Raw genomic sequence first — 17,619 nt, 5'->3', positions numbered from 1 at the left:
CGATGGCGCCCCCTCGGGTCTCACCGCGCGCGCGGCCCGTGGTGGGGGCGCGGGGGCGGGGGCGCCCGGGGGGCGCCCCCGCCCGGGGCCCCGCTCCGCCGACTGCCGCAGCGCGGCCTTCCGCTCGCGCGCGGAGCACCGGTCCAGGTACACCTGCCCGTTCACGTGGTCGGTCTCGTGGGTGAGACAGCGGGCGAAGTAGCCGGTGCCCTCGACGAGCAGTGGCTCCCCGTCCTTGTCGAGGCCCCGCACGACCGCCCGGTCGGGCCGCGGTACGGCCATGACGGCGCCCGGCACCGACAGGCATCCCTCGCCCTCGTCGAGCAGCCGCCGGGCGGCCGGGTCGAGGGCTTCGAGGACCGGGTTCACGATGTGCCCGACATGTCGGACACCGTCGTCGTCCGGGCAGTCGTAGACGAACAGCCGCAGGCCGACCCCGACCTGATTGGCCGCCAGTCCGGCCCCTTCGGCGACGTACATCGTGCGGAACAGGTCGTCGATCAGCGCGGCCAGGTCGGGACCGAACTCGGTGACGTCCCGGCAGGGCTTGTGCAGCACCTCCTCGCCGACCTCGGTGACCCGCCGCACCGACCCGCGCCGGGCCTCGGGCGCGAGCGGCGGATACGCGGCGGCGGGCCGCCCCTGTACGAACACACTCGGCATGACGTTCTCTCCTCCGGCTCGTGGAGGGCCGACGGGAGGCCGGCCCGCGCCCGAGCATGCCAGGAGACGTGGGAGAGCCGGGAGATGCCGGGGGCGGGCGGGATACCGGGGGCAGCGGGGCGCCGGGAGGTGGCCGGGGCGCCGAAGGACGGCGGGGCGCCGGGAGGTGGCGGGAGGCCGGGAGCCGGCGGGGCGTCGAGAGGCTGCGGGCGGCAGGGGGCCCGCGGGACGCCGGGAGGTGGCGGGGCGTCGGGAGCCGGCGGCATGCCGAAGGGCCGCAGCCCCCGAGCGGCTGCGGCCCTTCGTACGGATGTGCCCGAGTGCTAGAGCACGCGGACCGCGCCACTCGGCGGGTCGTAGTCGAGCGACTTCTGGACGACGCCGGTGGAGGAGTTCTGCGCGCCGACGAACATGCCGTCGCCGACGTAGACGCCCACGTGGTACGCGCTGCCCGCGCCACCCCAGTACAGGATGTCGCCCGGCTGGAGGTTGTCGAGGCCGACCTGGGTGCCGGCGGTCGACTGCTCCTGGGAGACCCGGGGGAGGCTGACGCCGACCTGCTTGAAGGCGGCCTGCATGAGGCTGGAGCAGTCGTAGGCCGACGGGCCGGTGGCGCCGAGGACGTACGCCTTGCCGACCTGCGCCTGCGCGAAGGCGACGACCGCGGCGGCCGAACCGGTGGCGGTGGACGTGCTGGTGCCGCTGTCCGAGCCGCTGGACGTGCCGGTGTCCGCGGAGGCGCTCAGGGTGGTGCGCTCGGCGCTGCGGGCGGCGCGCTCGGCGGCCTCCTTGCGCTCGGCCTCCTCGGCCTTCTTCTTGGCCTCCGCGGCCTTCTTCTTGGCGTCGGCGAGGTCGGCCTTGGCCTGCTTGGCGGCCTTGGCGGCGGCCGCGTCACGCTCGGCCTGCAGCTCGTAGCTCGACGCCGCCTGCTGCGTGACGTCGGCGGACTGGGCGACCTGAGCGGCCAGGTCGGCCGTCAGGGTGGGCAGTTCGAGGGTCTGCGTCACCGGTTCGGCCGCGTTGGCCGACCCCGACGCACCGGCGACTGCCAGGGTGCTGAGGACGCCACCGGCAACTCCGGCCCGCATCGCGATTTTCGACGCGCTGCGGCGGGGCTTCCGGTGGCTGCGTATGTGAGCGGTGTGGGACATAGGGACAACCGGTATCAGTAGCTCCTCCATACCTTCAAGAAACGTGTGCTGCGCCACAGTTGTTCAACCGAGCCTCCGAACCCCGGGCGTGTCGCTCTTTATTGACGCCGTAACGGACATTGTGGACTGTCCGTATCAGGCCCGTGATCACGGTCTTTGATCATTACGCCCGAATTGCCCCGCGCTTACCACTGGTTGGTTCAGTTGGCCAAGCCCGGTTCTCATCCGCCTCTCATCAATGTGGCGCAGGTCACGGAACGGTTACCCCGGCGCCTGCGTCCCGGTGCGCCCGAACGCTCGTGAACGCGTGCACGTGTCCACATCGCACCCCGCCCCTCCCTCCGACGTGTGAACGCGTCCCCTATCAAGCCACCTAGCCGGGCGCCAATTTGCATGCAAGGGAAGCATCTTGATATGGAGACGCTCCATAGTAGGGCCCTCTGGCCAGCGGCGACGATCGAAAATGTCACCTCTGGTGATCAGCTGAACGCTTCTTGTGTGAAGATCACCGCTCATCCGACTTCATGATCGTTCGTCAGGTGGTGGAGATCACAAAGCTTGTGCAATACCCCGTGTCGCAGATCACAGAGCGGCGGGCATAGGATGCGAGGCAGTTGGGCTTGTGACCTGCTTCACATGTTCGCGATCTTCGCCGGGACGAGCGGGGCTCGTGGGGCTGTTGGGGCGGCTGTGAGTCCAGTGCAACCGCCAGCAGTCAGTGCCGACTGAGAGGAGCGAGGAGCGGTGAACGCGTATGCGCCCATCCTCGTACTGGGAGCCCTCGGGGCAGGCTTTGCGATCTTCTCCGTGGTCATGGCCACGCTGATCGGTCCGAAGCGGTACAACCGGGCGAAGCTCGAGGCCTACGAGTGCGGCATCGAGCCGACCCCCACGCCGGCCGGCGGCGGGCGCTTCCCCATCAAGTACTACCTGACGGCGATGCTCTTCATCATCTTCGATATCGAGATCGTCTTCCTCTACCCCTGGGCCGTCACCTTCGACGCCCTGGGGATTTTCGGGCTCGTGGAGATGCTGCTCTTCGTGCTCACCGTCTTCGTCGCGTACGCGTACGTATGGCGGCGCGGCGGCCTGGAATGGGACTGAGGGGCCTTTGACATGGGACTCGAAGAAAAACTGCCGAGCGGCTTCCTGCTGACCACCGTCGAGCAGGCCGCGGGCTGGGTGCGCAAGTCGTCCGTCTTCCCCGCCACGTTCGGCCTCGCCTGCTGTGCCATCGAGATGATGACCACCGGCGCCGGCCGCTACGACCTGGCGCGCTTCGGCATGGAGGTCTTCCGCGGATCGCCGCGGCAGGCGGACCTGATGATCGTCGCGGGCCGGGTCAGCCAGAAGATGGCGCCGGTGCTGCGGCAGGTCTACGACCAGATGCCGAACCCGAAATGGGTGATCTCCATGGGGGTCTGCGCCTCCTCGGGCGGCATGTTCAACAACTACGCCATCGTCCAGGGCGTCGACCACATCGTCCCGGTCGACATCTATCTCCCCGGCTGCCCGCCGCGGCCCGAGATGCTGTTGGACGCCATCCTCAAGCTCCACCAGAAGATCCAGAGCTCCAAGCTCGGGGTGAACGCGGAGGAAGCGGCCCGTGAGGCGGAGGAAGCGGCGCTCAAGGCCCTGCCCACGATCGAGATGAAGGGGCTGCTGCGGTGAGCGACGCCAACAACACCCCGGGTGACGCGAACGGGGTGAACCCCGAGAAGGACCTCTCCGCGGAGAACCTGCCGGGCCAGCGCGGCCAGGGCGGCGAGGAGATCCGCGTCCAGCGCGGCATGTTCGGTGCCAACAACGGCGGCGACACCTCCGGCTACGGCGGCCTGGTCCGCTCCGTCCGCCTCCCCGGACCGGCGAGCAGGCCCTACGGCGGATGGTTCGACGAGGTCGCCGACGAGCTGGAGGGCGCGCTGGAGGAGCAGGGACTGCTCCCCGGCAACGCCATCGAGAAGACGGTCGTCGACCGCGACGAGCTGACCTTCCACATCGAGCGCGAGCACCTGGTCCGCGTCGCCCGCACCCTGCGCGACGACCCGGCCCTGCGCTTCGAGCTGTGCACCGGCGTCAGCGGCGTGCACTACCCGCACGACAAGGGCCGCGAGCTGCACGCCGTCTACCACCTGCGCTCGATCACCCACAACCGGCTGATCCGCCTCGAAGTCAGCGCCCCCGACGCCGACCCGCACATTCCGTCGCTGGTCGCGGTCTATCCGACGAACGACTGGCACGAGCGGGAGACCTACGACTTCTTCGGCATCGTCTTCGACGATCACCCGGCCCTGACGCGGATCATGATGCCGGACGACTGGCAGGGCTTTCCGCAGCGCAAGGACTATCCCCTCGGCGGCATCCCCGTCGAGTACAAGGGCGCCCAGATCCCGGCTCCGGACCAGCGGAGGTCGTACTCGTGAGCACTTCACACGCCTCCCCCAGGGAGACCACGGAGGGCACCGTCTACACGGTCACCGGCGGTGACTGGGACGAGGTCGTCCAGTCCGCCGCCCGCGCCGACGACGAGCGCATCGTCGTCAACATGGGCCCGCAGCACCCGTCCACGCACGGCGTGCTCCGCCTGATCCTGGAGATCGACGGCGAGACGGTCAGCGAGGCCCGCTGCGGCATCGGCTACCTGCACACCGGCATCGAGAAGAACCTCGAGTACCGGACGTGGACGCAGGGCACCACCTTCGTGACGCGCATGGACTACCTGACGCCGTTCTTCAACGAGACGGCGTACTGCCTGGGCGTCGAGAAGCTCCTCGGCATCGAGGACCAGATCCCGGACCGGGCCACGATCATCCGCGTCCTGCTGATGGAGCTGAACCGGCTCTCCTCACACCTGGTGTGCATCGCCACCGGCGGCATGGAGCTGGGCGCCACCACGATCATGATCTACGGCTTCCGCGATCGTGAACTGATTCTCGACGTCTTCGAGCTGATCACCGGCCTCCGGATGAACCACGCGTACATCCGCCCCGGCGGGCTCGCCCAGGACCTGCCGCCCGGCGCGGTGGACCAGATGCGCGAGCTCGTGAAGAAGATGAAGAAGAACCTCCCGGAGTACGACAAGCTCGCCACCGGGAACCCCATCTTCAAGGGCCGCATGCAGGACGTCGGCTACCTCGACCTGGCCGGCTGCATGGCCCTCGGCGCCACCGGCCCGGTGCTCAGGTCCACCGGCCTGCCGCACGACCTGCGCAAGACCCAGCCCTACTGCGGCTACGAGACGTACGACTTCGACGTCCCGACCGCCGACACCTGCGACTCCTACGGCCGCTTCCTGATCCGGCTGGAGGAGATGCGCCAGTCGCTCAGGATCGTCGAGCAGTGCCTGGACCGGCTGGAGCCCGGACCGGTCATGGTCGCCGACAAGAAGATCGCCTGGCCCGCGCAGCTCGCCCTGGGACCGGACGGACTCGGTAATTCCCTCGACCACATCAAGAAGATCATGGGCACCTCCATGGAGGCCCTGATCCACCACTTCAAGCTGGTCACCGAGGGCTTCCGGGTGCCGCCGGGACAGGCGTACACGGCGGTCGAGTCGCCCAAGGGCGAGCTCGGGGTGCACGTCGTCTCCGACGGCGGCACCCGCCCCTTCCGGGTCCACTTCCGCGACCCGTCCTTCACCAACCTTCAGGCCATGGCGGCGATGTGCGAGGGCGGCCAGGTCGCCGACGTCATCGTCGCGGTGGCCTCCATCGACCCCGTGATGGGAGGCGTCGACCGGTGACCACCTCTTCTTCGGAGCGGGGCGTCAGCCTGGGCATGCCGGAACTGCCCGCGCCCGCCTACCCGGACGACGTCCGGGCCCGGCTGGAGACCGACGCGCGCGAGGTCATCGCCCGCTACCCGGACTCCCGGTCCGCCCTCCTGCCGCTGCTGCACCTCGTTCAGGCGGAGGAGGGGCATGTCACGCGCACCGGGATGCGGTTCTGCGCGGACATGCTGGGCCTCACCACCGCCGAGGTCACCGCGGTCGCCACCTTCTACTCCATGTACCGGCGCCGGCCGAGCGGCGACTACCAGGTCGGCGTCTGCACCAACACGCTGTGCGCGGTCATGGGTGGCGACGCCATCTTCGAGTCCCTCCAGGAGCACCTGGGCGTCGGCAACGGCGAGACCACCGAGGACGGCGCGGTCACCCTGGAGCACATCGAGTGCAACGCGGCCTGCGACTTCGCGCCGGTCGTGATGGTCAACTGGGAGTTCTTCGACAACCAGACCCCGGCGAGCGCCCGTGGCCTCGTCGACGACCTGCGCGCGGGACGGCCGGTGACGCCCACGCGCGGTGCGCCGCTGTGCACCTTCAAGGAGACCGCCCGGATCCTGGCGGGCTTCCCCGACGAGCGGGACGGCGCCGTCGCGGCCGGCGGCAGCGCGGGTCCCGCCTCCCTGGCCGGCCTGAAGCTGGCCAAGGGCGAGACGACCGCCGCGCGCGTGGTGCACCCACGGGACGGCGGACCGCACGACGCCGCGCCGGACCGGGACGTGCACGAGCCGTCACCGACGGAACACCTCAGCTCGCACGACGCGCCGCAGGACACGTCTGCGTCCGACCCGGCCAACCCGGCAGGGCCTACCGCCGAGGAGGGGGAGTGATGACCGTGGCAGCCGAGATCAAGGGCAGCAGCCCGGAGAAGCTGCTCGCACCCGTGCTGTCGGCCTTCTGGGACGAGGACGAGTCCTGGACTCTGGACGTCTACCGGAGGCACGAGGGGTACGAGGGGCTCCGCAAGGCGCTGGCGATGGCGCCGGACGACCTGATCGCGTACGTCAAGGAGTCCGGTCTGCGTGGACGCGGCGGCGCCGGTTTCCCGACGGGGATGAAGTGGCAGTTCATTCCCCAGGGTGACGGCAAGCCTCACTATCTAGTTGTCAACGCCGACGAATCGGAGCCGGGGACCTGCAAGGACATCCCGCTCCTCTTCGCGAACCCGCACAGCCTCATCGAGGGCATGGTCATCGCGTGCTACGCCATCAGGTCGTCGCACGCCTTCATCTACCTGCGTGGCGAAGTCGTACCGGTACTGCGGCGGTTGCACGAGGCCGTGCGTGAGGCCCACGCGGCCGGCTTCCTCGGCGAGAACATCCTGGGCAGCGGACTCGACCTGGAACTCACCGTGCACGCGGGCGCGGGCGCGTACATCTGCGGTGAGGAGACCGCACTGCTCGACTCGCTCGAAGGCCGCCGGGGTCAACCGCGGCTCCGTCCCCCCTTCCCTGCCGTCGCGGGCCTCTACGCGTGCCCGACTGTGGTGAATAACGTCGAGTCGATCGCTTCCGTTCCCGCGATCCTCAACAAGGGCAAGGAGTGGTTCAGGTCGATGGGCAGCGAGAAGTCCCCGGGCTTCACGCTGTACTCGCTCAGCGGCCACGTGGCGGGTCCCGGCCAGTACGAGGCCCCGCTCGGCATCACGCTGCGCCAGCTCCTCGACATGAGCGGCGGCATGCGGCCCGGCCACCGGCTGAAGTTCTGGACACCGGGCGGCTCCTCGACGCCGATGTTCACCGACGAGCACCTCGACGTCCCCCTCGACTACGAGGGAGTGGGCGCCGCGGGTTCCATGCTCGGCACCAAGGCGCTCCAGTGCTTCGACGAGACGACCTGCGTCGTGCGCGCCGTCACCCGCTGGACCGAGTTCTACGCCCACGAGTCCTGCGGCAAGTGCACACCCTGCCGTGAGGGCACTTACTGGCTCGTGCAGTTGCTGCGCGACATCGAGGCCGGCAAGGGCGTGATGTCCGACCTCGACAAGCTGAACGACATCGCCGACAACATCAACGGCAAGTCGTTCTGCGCCCTCGGCGACGGCGCCGCCTCGCCGATCTTCTCCTCGCTCAAGTACTTCCGCGAGGAGTACGAGCAGCACATCACGGGCCGCGGCTGCCCCTTCGACCCGGCCAAGTCGACGGCCTGGGCCGACCACCGTACGGAGGTGAACGCATGACCGTGACCACCAGCGCTCCCTCCGGCGGAGGAGAGGCTGCGGTCCCGCCCGAGGACCTCGTGTCGCTCACGATCGACGGCCTCGAGATCAGCGTGCCCAAGGGCACCCTGGTCATCCGGGCCGCCGAACAGCTCGGCATCGAGATCCCGCGGTTCTGCGACCACCCCCTCCTCGACCCGGCCGGCGCCTGCCGCCAGTGCATCGTCGAGGTCGAGGGCCAGCGCAAGCCCATGGCGTCCTGCACCATCACCTGCACCGACGGCATGGTGGTCAAGACCCAGCTCACCTCGCCCGTCGCCGAGAAGGCCCAGTACGGGGTGATGGAGCTGCTGCTCATCAACCACCCGCTGGACTGCCCGGTCTGCGACAAGGGCGGCGAGTGCCCGCTCCAGAACCAGGCGATGTCGCACGGCCAGTCCGAGTCCCGCTTCGAGGGCAGGAAGCGGACGTACGAGAAGCCCGTGGCCATCTCCACGCAGGTGCTGCTCGACCGTGAGCGCTGCGTGCTGTGCGCCCGTTGCACCCGGTTCTCCAACCAGATCGCCGGCGACCCGATGATCGAGCTGATCGAGCGGGGCGCGCTCCAGCAGGTCGGCACCGGCGAGGGCGACCCCTTCGAGTCGTACTTCTCCGGCAACACCATCCAGATCTGCCCGGTCGGCGCGCTCACCTCGGCGGCCTACCGGTTCCGCTCCCGCCCCTTCGACCTGATCTCCTCGCCGTCGGTCTGCGAGCACTGCTCCGGCGGCTGCGCGACCCGCACCGACCACCGGCGCGGCAAGGTCATGCGGCGCCTCGCGGCCAACGAGCCCGAGGTCAACGAGGAGTGGATCTGCGACAAGGGGCGCTTCGGGTTCCGGTACGCGCAGCAGCGCGACCGGCTGACCACACCCCTGGTGCGCAACGCGGAGGGCGACCTGGAGCCGGCCTCGTGGCCGGAGGCCCTGCAGATCGCCGCGCAGGGGCTGCTCGCCTCCAAGGGCCGCACCGGCGTGCTGACCGGCGGCCGGCTCACCGTCGAGGACGCCTACACGTACAGCAAGTTCACGCGCGTGGCGCTCGACACCAACGACATCGACTTCCGCGCGCGCGTGCACAGCGCCGAGGAGGCCGACTTCCTGGCCGCCCGGATCGCCGGACGCGGCCGCGACCTCGACGGTACGGGCGTCACCTACACCGCGCTGGAGAAGGCGCCCGCCGTCCTGCTGGTCGGGTTCGAGGCCGAGGAGGAGGCGCCCGGCGTCTTCCTGCGGCTGCGCAAGGCCTGGCGGGGGCACGGGCAGCGGGTCTTCGCGCTGGCGACCCACGCCACCCGGGGCCTGGAGAAGGCCGGCGGCACGCTCCTTCCCGCCGCTCCCGGCACCGAGACCGAGTGGCTGGACGCCCTCGCGAGCGGTGTCGGACTGGAGGACGGCGGCGGCCAGGCGGCCGAGGCGCTGCGCGCCGAGGGTGCCGTGATCGTCGTCGGCGAGCGGCTGGCCTCCGTGGCCGGGGGCCTGACCTCCGCCGTACGGACGGCCGCCGCGACCGGCGCCCGGCTGGTGTGGATCCCGCGCCGGGCCGGGGAGCGCGGCGCGATCGAGGCGGGTGCGCTGCCGTCGCTGCTGCCCGGCGGCCGCCCGGCGACCGACCCGCGCGCACGTGAGGAGGTCGCCTCGGTCTGGGGCCTGGCCGACCTCCCGCACCGCTACGGCCGCGACACCGGCGAGATCGTCGAGGCCGCGGCCCGGGGCGAACTCCAGGCGCTGCTGGTGGCGGGCGTGGAGGTCGCCGACCTGCCCGACCCGGCACGCGCGCGTGCGGCGCTCGACGAGGCCGGTTTCGTGGTGTCGCTGGAGCTGCGGCCCAGCGAGGTCACCGAACGCGCCGACGTGGTCCTGCCCGTCGCCGCGGTCGCCGAGAAGCCCGGGACCTTCCTCAACTGGGAGGGCCGGGTGCGCTTCTTCGAGGCCGCGCTCAAGCCCGACCAGATGACCCGCCGCCTGGCGCCCACCGACGGCCGCGTCCTGCAGATGCTGGCCGACGCCATGGACGTACACCTCGGCCTGCCGGATCTGCGCACCACGCGCGCGGAGATCGACCGGCTCGGCGCCTGGGACGGGCCGTCGGCAGGCGAGCCGCTGCAGACCGCGAGCGCGCTGCCGCGCCCGGCCGCCGGTGAGGCCGTACTGGCCGGGCACCGGCTGCTGCTCGACCAGGGCCTGCTCCAGGTGGGCGACGAGGCGCTGGCCGGTACCCGGCACGCCGCGCACGCGCGCGTGTCGGCCGCCACGGCCGCGGAGGCCGGCGTCAAGGACGGCGACCTGCTGGCCGTGACCGGACCCGCCGGGGCCGTCGCCCTCCCGCTCCAGGTCACCGAGATGCCCGACCGGGTGGTCTGGCTCCCGCTGAACTCGGCCGGCACGGGCGTCGCCTCCGACGCCGGGGCGCTGCCCGGGTCCCTCGTCCGCATCGGTCCGGCGACGCCCGCCGGCGAGGCCCCCAAGGAGGTGGAGGCATGAGCCCGTACCTCGCCGCTGAAGACCTCTCGATGTTCGGCACCGACCCCTGGTGGCTGGTCGTCATCAAGGCGGTGTTCTGCTTCGCCTTCCTGATGGTGACCGTGCTGTTCTCCATCGTGTGGGAGCGCAAGGTCGTCGCCTGGATGCAGCTGCGCATCGGCCCGAACCGGCACGGCCCCTGGGGCATGCTCCAGTCGCTCGCCGACGGCATCAAGCTGATGCTCAAGGAAGACCTGATCGTCAAGCGCGCCGACAAGGCGGTGTACGTCCTCGCGCCCATCGTCGCGGCCATCCCGGCCTTCATGGCGATCGCCGTGATCCCCTTCGGCCCGGCCGGCAACGAGATCTCGATCTTCGGTCACCGCACCGCGATGCAGCTCACCGACCTGCCGATCGCCATGCTGTTCATCCTGGCGGTCGCCTCGGTCGGCATCTACGGCATCGTGCTGGCGGGCTGGAGCTCCGGATCGACGTACCCGCTCCTCGGCGGGCTGCGGTCCTGCGCGCAGATGATCTCCTACGAGATCGCGATGGGCGCCGCGTTCGCCTCGGTCTTCCTCTACTCCGGATCGATGTCCACGTCGGAGATCGTCGCGCAGCAGGACGACCGCTGGTACATCGTGCTGCTGCCGGTCTCCTTCATCCTCTACGTCGTCACGATGATCGGCGAGACCAACCGCGCCCCCTTCGACATGCCGGAGTCCGAGGGCGACCTGGTGGGCGGCTTCAACACCGAGTACTCGTCGATCAAGTTCGCGATGTTCATGCTCGCCGAGTACGTGAACATGGTGACCGTCTCGGCGGTCGCCACCACGCTGTTCCTCGGCGGCTGGCGGGCGCCGTGGCCGGTCAGCACCTTCTGGGAGGGCGCCAACCACGGCTGGTGGCCGCTGCTCTGGTTCGTGGTCAAGGTCCAGTTGCTGCTGTTCTTCTTCATCTGGCTGCGCGGCACGCTCCCGCGCGTCCGCTACGACCAGCTGATGAAGCTCGGCTGGAAGGTCCTCATCCCGGTCTCCCTGGTCTGGCTGATGCTGGTCGCGACCGTGCGGGCCCTGCGGAACGAGAACTACGACTTCGCCGACATCGCCCTCTACATCGGCGGCGGCGTCCTGGCCCTGCTGCTGTTGTCCTTCGTCGTGGACATCTTCCGCGAGAAGGGCAAGCGGGCCGAGGCGCCCCCCGAGGAGCCCGCCGCCTTCGACCCGATGGCCGGCGGATTCCCCGTACCGCCGATGCCCGGACAGGAGTTGCCGCCGGTGCCACGACGCCGCCCGCGCCGGGAGCGGGAGCTGATTGTCAGTGGTGGGCCCGATACTCAGAGTGACGGACCTGCGGGCGGATCTACGGATGGAAAGGAGGCGTCCGATGGCTGAGGAACCCAAGGAGACCAACCCCGGTTTCCAGAACCCCGTGGCCGGCTTCGGCGTGACCTTCAAGGCCATGTTCAAGAAGCGGCTGACCGAGCAGTACCCGGAGCAGCAGAAGACCACCGCTCCGCGCTTCCACGGACGGCACCAGCTCAACCGCCATCCGGACGGCCTGGAGAAGTGCGTCGGGTGCGAACTGTGCGCCTGGGCCTGCCCCGCGGACGCCATCTACGTGGAGGGCGCGGACAACACCGACGAGGAGCGCTACTCGCCGGGCGAGCGGTACGGCCGCGTCTACCAGATCAACTACGCCCGCTGCATCCTGTGCGGCCTGTGCATCGAGGCGTGCCCCACGCGCGCGCTGACGATGACCAACGAGTTCGAACTGGCCGACTCCAGCCGCGCCAACCTCATCTTCACCAAGGACCAGCTGCTGGCCGGCCTGGAGGAGGGCATGGTCGACTCGCCCCACGCCATCTACCCGGGCACGGACGAGCAGGACTACTACCGGGGCCTGGTGACCGAGGCGGCCCCCGGCACCGAGCAGCAGGTCGCGCACTCCGAGGGCGAGGTGGTCCAGGAGGCCGACTCGACCTTCGGCGGGACCGAACCGGCGTCGGAGAAGGTGATCCGCCGATGAGCGCGCAGCTCGCCGCCGCAGCGACTCTCTCCGCCGGCACCTCCACCGGAGAGGCCGTCCAGTTCTGGATCCTCGGCACGGTCGCGGTGATCGGCGCCCTGTGCACCGTCTTCATGAGGAAGGCCGTGCACAGCGCGCTCTGCCTCGCCGGGACCATGATCGTCCTGGCGGTGTTCTACCTCGCCAACGGCGCCTACTTCCTCGGCATCGTGCAGATCGTCGTCTACACCGGCGCGGTCATGATGCTGTTCCTGTTCGTGGTGATGCTCGTCGGCGTCACCGCGGCGGACTCCCTGAAGGAGACCATCAAGGGCCAGCGCTGGCTGGCCCTCGTGTCCGGGCTCGGCTTCGGCATCCTGCTGGTCGCCGGCATCGGCAACGCATCCGTCTCGGAGTTCACCGGCCTCGCCCAGGCGAACGCGAACGGGAACGTGGAGGGCATCGCGTCCCTCATCTTCACCAAGTACGTCTTCGCCTTCGAGATCACCGGCGCGCTGCTCATCACCGCCGCCGTCGGCGCCATGGTGCTCACCCACCGGGAGCGCACCGAACGCGCGGCGACCCAGCGTGAACTGGCCGAGCGGCGCGTCCGCGAGGGCAAGCACCTGCCGCCGCTCCCGGCGCCCGGCGTGTACGCCCGGCACAACGCGGTCGACATCGCGGGCCTGCTGCCCGACGGCACCCCGTCCGAGCTGACCGTCAGCAAGACGTTGCGCGAGCGGGGCCAGATCCGCGACGTGTCGACGCAGGCGCTGGGCGACCTGAAGGCCCTGGAGCAGCGGGCCGAGGAGCGCCTGAGGCGCGGCGCGGCCGGGCCGGACAACTCCGAGCGGTCCGAGGAGGCGTCGAAGTGAATCCCGTCAACTACCTGTATCTCGCGGCCCTGTTGTTCACGATCGGCGCCACCGGCGTACTGATCCGGCGCAACGCGATCGTGGTCTTCATGTGCATCGAGCTGATGCTCAACGCCTGCAACCTCGCGTTCGTCGCCTTCTCCCGCATGCACGGCAACCTCGACGGCCAGATCATCGCCTTCTTCACGATGGTCGTCGCCGCCGCGGAGGTCGTGGTCGGGCTCGCGATCATCGTGTCCCTGTTCCGTTCCCGCCACTCGGCCTCGGTCGACGACGCCAGCCTGATGAAGCTGTGAGGGGCTGAAGTGGAGAACCTGATTGCGCTGCTGGTCGCGGCGCCCTTGCTCGGAGCTGCGGTTCTGCTGTGCGGCGGACGCCGGCTCGACGCCGTCGGCCACTGGATCGGCACCCTGCTGGCGGCCGCGTCCTTCGTGATCGGCGTCGTCCTCTTCGCCGACATGCTCGGCAGCGGCGCCGAGGACCGCACCCTGACGCAGCACCTGTTCAGCTGGATCCCGGTGGAGGGCTTCCAGGCCGACGTCGCCTTCCGGCTCGACCAGCTGTCGATGACGTTCGTCCTGCTGATCACCGGCGTCGGCTCGCTGATCCACCTGTACTCGGTCGCGTACATGGAGCACGACGAGCGCCGCCGCCGCTTCTTCGGCTATCTGAACCTGTTCCTCGCGGCGATGCTGCTGCTCGTCCTCGCCGACAACTACCTGCTGCTGTACGTCGGCTGGGAGGGCGTCGGACTCGCCTCCTACCTGCTGATCGGCTTCTGGCAGCACAAGCCCAGCGCCGCCACCGCCGCGAAGAAGGCCTTCCTGGTCAACCGCGTCGGCGACATGGGCCTGTCCATCGCGATCATGCTGATGTTCCTGTGGTTCGGCACCTTCGCCTTCGGGCCGGTGCTCGGCGGCGAGGGGGAGGCCGGGCTCGCGGGCTCGGCCGACGAGGGCAAGCTCACCGCGATCGCCCTGATGCTGCTGCTCGCCGCCTGCGGCAAGTCCGCCCAGGTACCGCTCCAGTCCTGGCTCGGGGACGCGATGGAGGGCCCGACCCCGGTCTCGGCCCTCATCCACGCCGCGACCATGGTGACCGCGGGCGTCTACCTGATCGTCCGCTCCGGCGCGATCTTCAACGGCGCGCCCGACGCCCAGCTGGTGGTCGCCATCGTGGGCGCGGTCACGCTGCTCTTCGGTGCGATCGTCGGTTGTGCCAAGGACGACATCAAGAAGGCGCTGGCCGGTTCCACCATGTCGCAGATCGGCTACATGGTGCTGGCGGCCGGGCTCGGCCCCATCGGCTACGTCTTCGCGATCATGCACCTGGTGACGCACGGCTTCTTCAAGGCCGGGCTGTTCCTCGGCGCGGGTTCCGTCATGCACGGCATGAACGACGAGGTCGACATGCGCCGCTACGGCGGACTGCGCAAGTACATGCCGGTCACCTTCGTCACCTTCGGCCTGGGCTATCTCGCCATCATCGGTTTCCCGGGCCTGTCCGGCTTCTTCTCCAAGGACAAGATCATCGAGTCGGCGTTCGCCAAGGGCGGCACCGAGGGCTGGATCCTCGGCGGCGTGGCCCTGCTGGGCGCGGCCATCACTGCGTACTACATGACGCGCGTGATGCTGATGACGTTCTTCGGCGAGGAGCGCTGGCGCAAGGCCCCGACGCCGTCGCCCGCGTCGCCCGACGTGGAGCCCGCGGCTCAGACACGCGGCGAGTACACGCCTCCCCACCCGCACGAGTCGCCGAAGACCATGACGATCCCGATGATCGTGCTGGCCGTCGGCTCGGTGTTCGGCGGCGCGTTCTTCAGCATCGGCGACCGGTTCGTGCAGTGGCTGGAGCCCATCACCGGGCACGACCACGGACACGCGCCGATCAGCGCCCTGACGGTCACCGTCTCCACGGTGGCCGTGATGGTGATCGGTGTCGCGGCCGCCTGGGCGCAGTACGGGCGCCGTCCGGTCCCGGCCGTCGCCCCGCGCGGGTCGCTGCTCACCCGGGCCGCCCGGCGCGACCTGCTCCAGGACGACTTCAACCACGTCGTCCTGGTCCGCGGCGGCGAGCACCTCACGCGCTCCCTGGTCTACGTCGACCACACCCTGGTCGACGGGGTCGTCAACGGCACGGCGGCCTCGGTCGGCGGCCTGTCCGGGCGGATGCGCAAGCTGCAGAACGGGTTCGCGCGCAGTTACGCGGTCTCGATGTTCGGCGGTGCGGCGGTCCTCGTCGCCGCGACCCTGCTGATGAGGGCGGTCTGATACCGATGTCCTTTCCCCTGCTGACAGTCACGGCGGCCCTCCCGGCCGTCGGGGCGATCGCCACGGCCGCCGTGCCGGCCGCGAAACGCACCGCGGCCAAGTGGCTGGCGCTGCTGGTCTCGCTGGCCACGCTCGCGCTGGCGATCGCGGTCCTGGTCCGCTTCGACCCCGACGGCGACCGCTACCAGCTCACCGAGTCGCACTCCTGGATCGCGGAGTTCGGCGTCCGGTACGAACTGGGCGTGGACGGCATCGCGGTGGCGCTGATCGCGCTGACCGCGCTGCTGATCCCGTTCATCATCCTCGCGGGCTGGCACGACGCCGACCCGCTGGAGAGCGGCAGTAAGCAGTGGCGGCCGACTCAGGGCTACTTCGCCCTCATTCTCGCCGTCGAGGCGATGGTGATCATCTCCTTCGAGGCCACCGACGTCTTCCTCTTCTACATCTTCTTCGAAGCCATGCTGATCCCGATGTACTTCCTCATCGGCGGCTTCGGGGACCGGGCCCACGGCTCGTATCGATCTGCCGCTACCGCGGCGGAGGGCGAGAAGACGGCGGCGACGCAGCGGTCGTACGCCGCGGTGAAGTTCCTCCTCTACAACCTGGCCGGCGGTCTGATCATGCTGGCCGCGGTGATCGGGCTGTACGTGGTCGCCGGGAACTTCTCGCTCACGGAGATCGCCCAGGCGCGGGCCAGCGGCGAACTGGACATGGCGACCAGCACCGAGCGGTGGCTGTTCCTCGGCTTCTTCTTCGCCTTCGCGGTGAAGGCGCCGCTGTGGCCGCTGCACACCTGGCTGCCCAACGCCATGCAGGAGTCGACCGCCCCGGTCGCCGTGCTCATCACGGCGGTCGTCGACAAGGTCGGCACCTTCGCGATGCTCCGCTTCTGCCTCCAGCTCTTCCCGGAGGCGAGCAAGTGGGCGACGCCGGTCATCCTGGTCCTGGCGGTCGTCAGCATCATCTACGGCGCGCTGCTCGCGGTCGGCCAGCGCGACATCAAGCGGCTGATCGCGTACGCGTCGATCTCGCACTTCGGCTTCATCATCATGGGCATCTTCGCGATGACCAGCCAGGGCCAGTCCGGCGCGACGCTGTACATGGTCAACCACGGCATCTCGACCGCGGTGCTGATGCTGATCGCCGGCTTCCTGATCTCGCGGCGCGGCTCGCGGCTCATCGCCGATTACGGCGGAGTGCAGAAGGTGGCCCCGGTGCTCGCCGGCACCTTCCTGATCGGCGGCCTGGCGACCCTCTCCCTGCCGGGCCTCGCGCCCTTCATCAGTGAGTTCCTGGTCCTGGTCGGCACGTTCACGCGGTACCCCGTGATCGGCATCATCGCCACCTTCGGCATCGTCCTCGCCGCGCTCTACACCCTCGTCCTCTACCAGCGGACGATGACGGGCCCGGTGAAGCCGGAGGTCTCCGCGATGCCCGACCTGCGGGTGCGTGAGCTGGTCGTCGTGGCGCCACTGGTGGCGCTGCTGATCTTCCTGGGCGTCTTCCCGAAGCCCCTCACGGACATCGTCAACCCCGCGGTGGAGCAGACCATGTCCGACGTACACAAGAAGGACCCCCAGCCTGAGGTGGAGGCGGCCAAGTGAGCGCAACAGCCGTCCACAGCCTGTGGACAACGGCGGCGACGGCGGCCGACCCGATCGCCAAGATCGACGCGCCGAAGATCGAGTACGGGCAACTGGCGCCCACCCTCGTCATCGTCGGCGCGGCGATCATCGGAATCCTGGTCGAGGCCTTCGTGCCGCGCAGGGCCCGCTACTACGTGCAGATGTTCGTATCGGTCGTCGCGCTGGTCGCCGCCTTCGCCGCGGTCGTCGCCCTCGCGGCGGGCGGATACGGCACGACCAAGGCGGGCATCGCGGCGATGGGCGCCATCGCCGTCGACGGACCCGCCCTCTTCCTGCAGGGCACGATCCTGCTGGTGGCGCTGGTCGGCCTGTTCACCTTCGCCGAGCGGCGGCTCGACCCGGAGGCGCACGGCAACCGCGTCGACTCCTTCGCCGCGCAGGCCGCCGCCGTACCGGGCAGCGAGAGCGAGCAGAAGGCGGTCAAGGCGGGCTTCACCACCACGGAGGTGTTCCCGCTCCTGCTCTTCGCGGTCGCCGGCATGCTGGTCTTCCCGGCCGCCAACGACCTGCTGACGCTCTTCGTGGCCCTGGAGGTCTTCTCCCTCCCGCTGTATCTGCTGTGCGCGC

Annotated in this window: 15 protein-coding genes and 1 pseudogene; 14 read left to right on the top strand and 2 right to left on the bottom strand. The window is 69.8% G+C overall.

Annotated elements, in window-relative coordinates; genetic code table 11:
- On the bottom strand, positions 1 to 663 hold a 663-nt coding region (gene def / locus ACFWR9_RS26020), incomplete at its 3' end, for a peptide deformylase (protein ID WP_383846256.1).
- A gap of 323 nt (positions 664 to 986) precedes the next feature.
- Positions 987 to 1,814: a C40 family peptidase gene (locus tag ACFWR9_RS26015; protein ID WP_383846254.1), complete on the bottom strand. Its 828-nt coding sequence runs from the start codon at positions 1,812 to 1,814 to the stop codon at positions 987 to 989.
- Between the two features lie 744 nt (positions 1,815 to 2,558).
- On the opposite strand from ACFWR9_RS26015, the gene ACFWR9_RS26010 reads away from it, so the two are divergent.
- The 14 genes and pseudogenes from ACFWR9_RS26010 to ACFWR9_RS25945 all read left to right on the top strand — a co-directional run.
- The gene (locus tag ACFWR9_RS26010; protein WP_003974383.1) at positions 2,559 to 2,918 is read left to right on the top strand and encodes an NADH-quinone oxidoreductase subunit A; all 360 of its coding nucleotides are present in this window, start codon (positions 2,559 to 2,561) and stop codon (positions 2,916 to 2,918) included.
- Positions 2,919 to 2,930: 12 nt separating this feature from the next.
- Positions 2,931 to 3,485, top strand: a complete 555-nt coding sequence (locus ACFWR9_RS26005) for an NADH-quinone oxidoreductase subunit B family protein (RefSeq protein ID WP_031141109.1) — start codon at positions 2,931 to 2,933, stop codon at positions 3,483 to 3,485.
- The gene (locus ACFWR9_RS26000; protein ID WP_383846252.1) at positions 3,482 to 4,237 is read left to right on the top strand and encodes an NADH-quinone oxidoreductase subunit C; all 756 of its coding nucleotides are present in this window, start codon (positions 3,482 to 3,484) and stop codon (positions 4,235 to 4,237) included. Before ACFWR9_RS26005 ends, ACFWR9_RS26000 begins: the two co-directional genes overlap by 4 nt.
- Positions 4,234 to 5,556, top strand: a complete 1,323-nt coding sequence (locus ACFWR9_RS25995) for an NADH-quinone oxidoreductase subunit D (protein WP_383846250.1) — start codon at positions 4,234 to 4,236, stop codon at positions 5,554 to 5,556. The genes ACFWR9_RS26000 and ACFWR9_RS25995 overlap by 4 nt, the downstream gene beginning before the upstream one ends.
- Positions 5,553 to 6,425, top strand: a complete 873-nt coding sequence (nuoE, locus tag ACFWR9_RS25990; protein WP_383846248.1) for an NADH-quinone oxidoreductase subunit NuoE — start codon at positions 5,553 to 5,555, stop codon at positions 6,423 to 6,425. The genes ACFWR9_RS25995 and nuoE overlap by 4 nt, the downstream gene beginning before the upstream one ends.
- Complete coding sequence (gene nuoF / locus ACFWR9_RS25985) at positions 6,422 to 7,774, top strand: NADH-quinone oxidoreductase subunit NuoF (RefSeq protein WP_383846246.1); 1,353 nt, start codon at positions 6,422 to 6,424, stop codon at positions 7,772 to 7,774. Before nuoE ends, nuoF begins: the two co-directional genes overlap by 4 nt.
- Positions 7,771 to 10,275, top strand: coding sequence for an NADH-quinone oxidoreductase subunit G (locus tag ACFWR9_RS25980; protein ID WP_383846244.1), 2,505 nt, complete (start codon positions 7,771 to 7,773; stop codon positions 10,273 to 10,275). Before nuoF ends, ACFWR9_RS25980 begins: the two co-directional genes overlap by 4 nt.
- Positions 10,272 to 11,648 (top strand): NADH-quinone oxidoreductase subunit NuoH, encoded by a 1,377-nt coding sequence (gene nuoH / locus ACFWR9_RS25975; protein WP_383846242.1) that lies wholly within the window; start codon positions 10,272 to 10,274, stop codon positions 11,646 to 11,648. Before ACFWR9_RS25980 ends, nuoH begins: the two co-directional genes overlap by 4 nt.
- Positions 11,641 to 12,282 (top strand): NADH-quinone oxidoreductase subunit NuoI, encoded by a 642-nt coding sequence (nuoI, locus tag ACFWR9_RS25970; RefSeq protein ID WP_383846240.1) that lies wholly within the window; start codon positions 11,641 to 11,643, stop codon positions 12,280 to 12,282. Before nuoH ends, nuoI begins: the two co-directional genes overlap by 8 nt.
- A complete protein-coding gene (locus ACFWR9_RS25965) occupies positions 12,279 to 13,136 on the top strand; it encodes an NADH-quinone oxidoreductase subunit J (protein ID WP_383846238.1) in 858 nt (285 codons plus the stop codon). Before nuoI ends, ACFWR9_RS25965 begins: the two co-directional genes overlap by 4 nt.
- Positions 13,133 to 13,432, top strand: a complete 300-nt coding sequence (nuoK, locus tag ACFWR9_RS25960; RefSeq protein ID WP_003974374.1) for an NADH-quinone oxidoreductase subunit NuoK — start codon at positions 13,133 to 13,135, stop codon at positions 13,430 to 13,432. The genes ACFWR9_RS25965 and nuoK overlap by 4 nt, the downstream gene beginning before the upstream one ends.
- 9 nt (positions 13,433 to 13,441) lie before the next feature.
- On the top strand, positions 13,442 to 15,406 hold the full coding sequence (gene nuoL / locus ACFWR9_RS25955; RefSeq protein ID WP_383846236.1) for an NADH-quinone oxidoreductase subunit L: 1,965 nt from the start codon (positions 13,442 to 13,444) through the stop codon (positions 15,404 to 15,406).
- 5 nt (positions 15,407 to 15,411) lie between these two features.
- Positions 15,412 to 17,010 (top strand): NADH-quinone oxidoreductase subunit M, encoded by a 1,599-nt coding sequence (locus tag ACFWR9_RS25950; RefSeq protein WP_383846234.1) that lies wholly within the window; start codon positions 15,412 to 15,414, stop codon positions 17,008 to 17,010.
- A pseudogene (locus ACFWR9_RS25945) lies at positions 17,007 to 17,619 on the top strand (NADH-quinone oxidoreductase subunit N); the annotation flags it as partial. The gene ACFWR9_RS25950 and the pseudogene ACFWR9_RS25945, both read left to right, overlap by 4 nt.

The sequence above is a fragment of the Streptomyces sp. NPDC058534 genome (assembly GCF_042717365.1).
Classification (GTDB): domain Bacteria; phylum Actinomycetota; class Actinomycetes; order Streptomycetales; family Streptomycetaceae; genus Streptomyces.
Note: the sequence above shows the minus strand (reverse complement) of the source record. Positions and strands in the feature narration are given on the sequence as shown.

Coding starts and splice junctions, on each gene's coding strand:
- ACFWR9_RS26015 (WP_383846254.1), bottom strand. CDS start 1,814: ATGTCCCACACCGCTCACATACGCAGCCACCGGAAGCCCCGCCGCAGC.
- ACFWR9_RS26005 (WP_031141109.1), top strand. CDS start 2,931: ATGGGACTCGAAGAAAAACTGCCGAGCGGCTTCCTGCTGACCACCGTC.
- ACFWR9_RS25980 (WP_383846244.1), top strand. CDS start 7,771: ATGACCGTGACCACCAGCGCTCCCTCCGGCGGAGGAGAGGCTGCGGTC.
- nuoH (WP_383846242.1), top strand. CDS start 10,272: ATGAGCCCGTACCTCGCCGCTGAAGACCTCTCGATGTTCGGCACCGAC.
- nuoI (WP_383846240.1), top strand. CDS start 11,641: ATGGCTGAGGAACCCAAGGAGACCAACCCCGGTTTCCAGAACCCCGTG.
- ACFWR9_RS25965 (WP_383846238.1), top strand. CDS start 12,279: ATGAGCGCGCAGCTCGCCGCCGCAGCGACTCTCTCCGCCGGCACCTCC.
- ACFWR9_RS25950 (WP_383846234.1), top strand. CDS start 15,412: ATGTCCTTTCCCCTGCTGACAGTCACGGCGGCCCTCCCGGCCGTCGGG.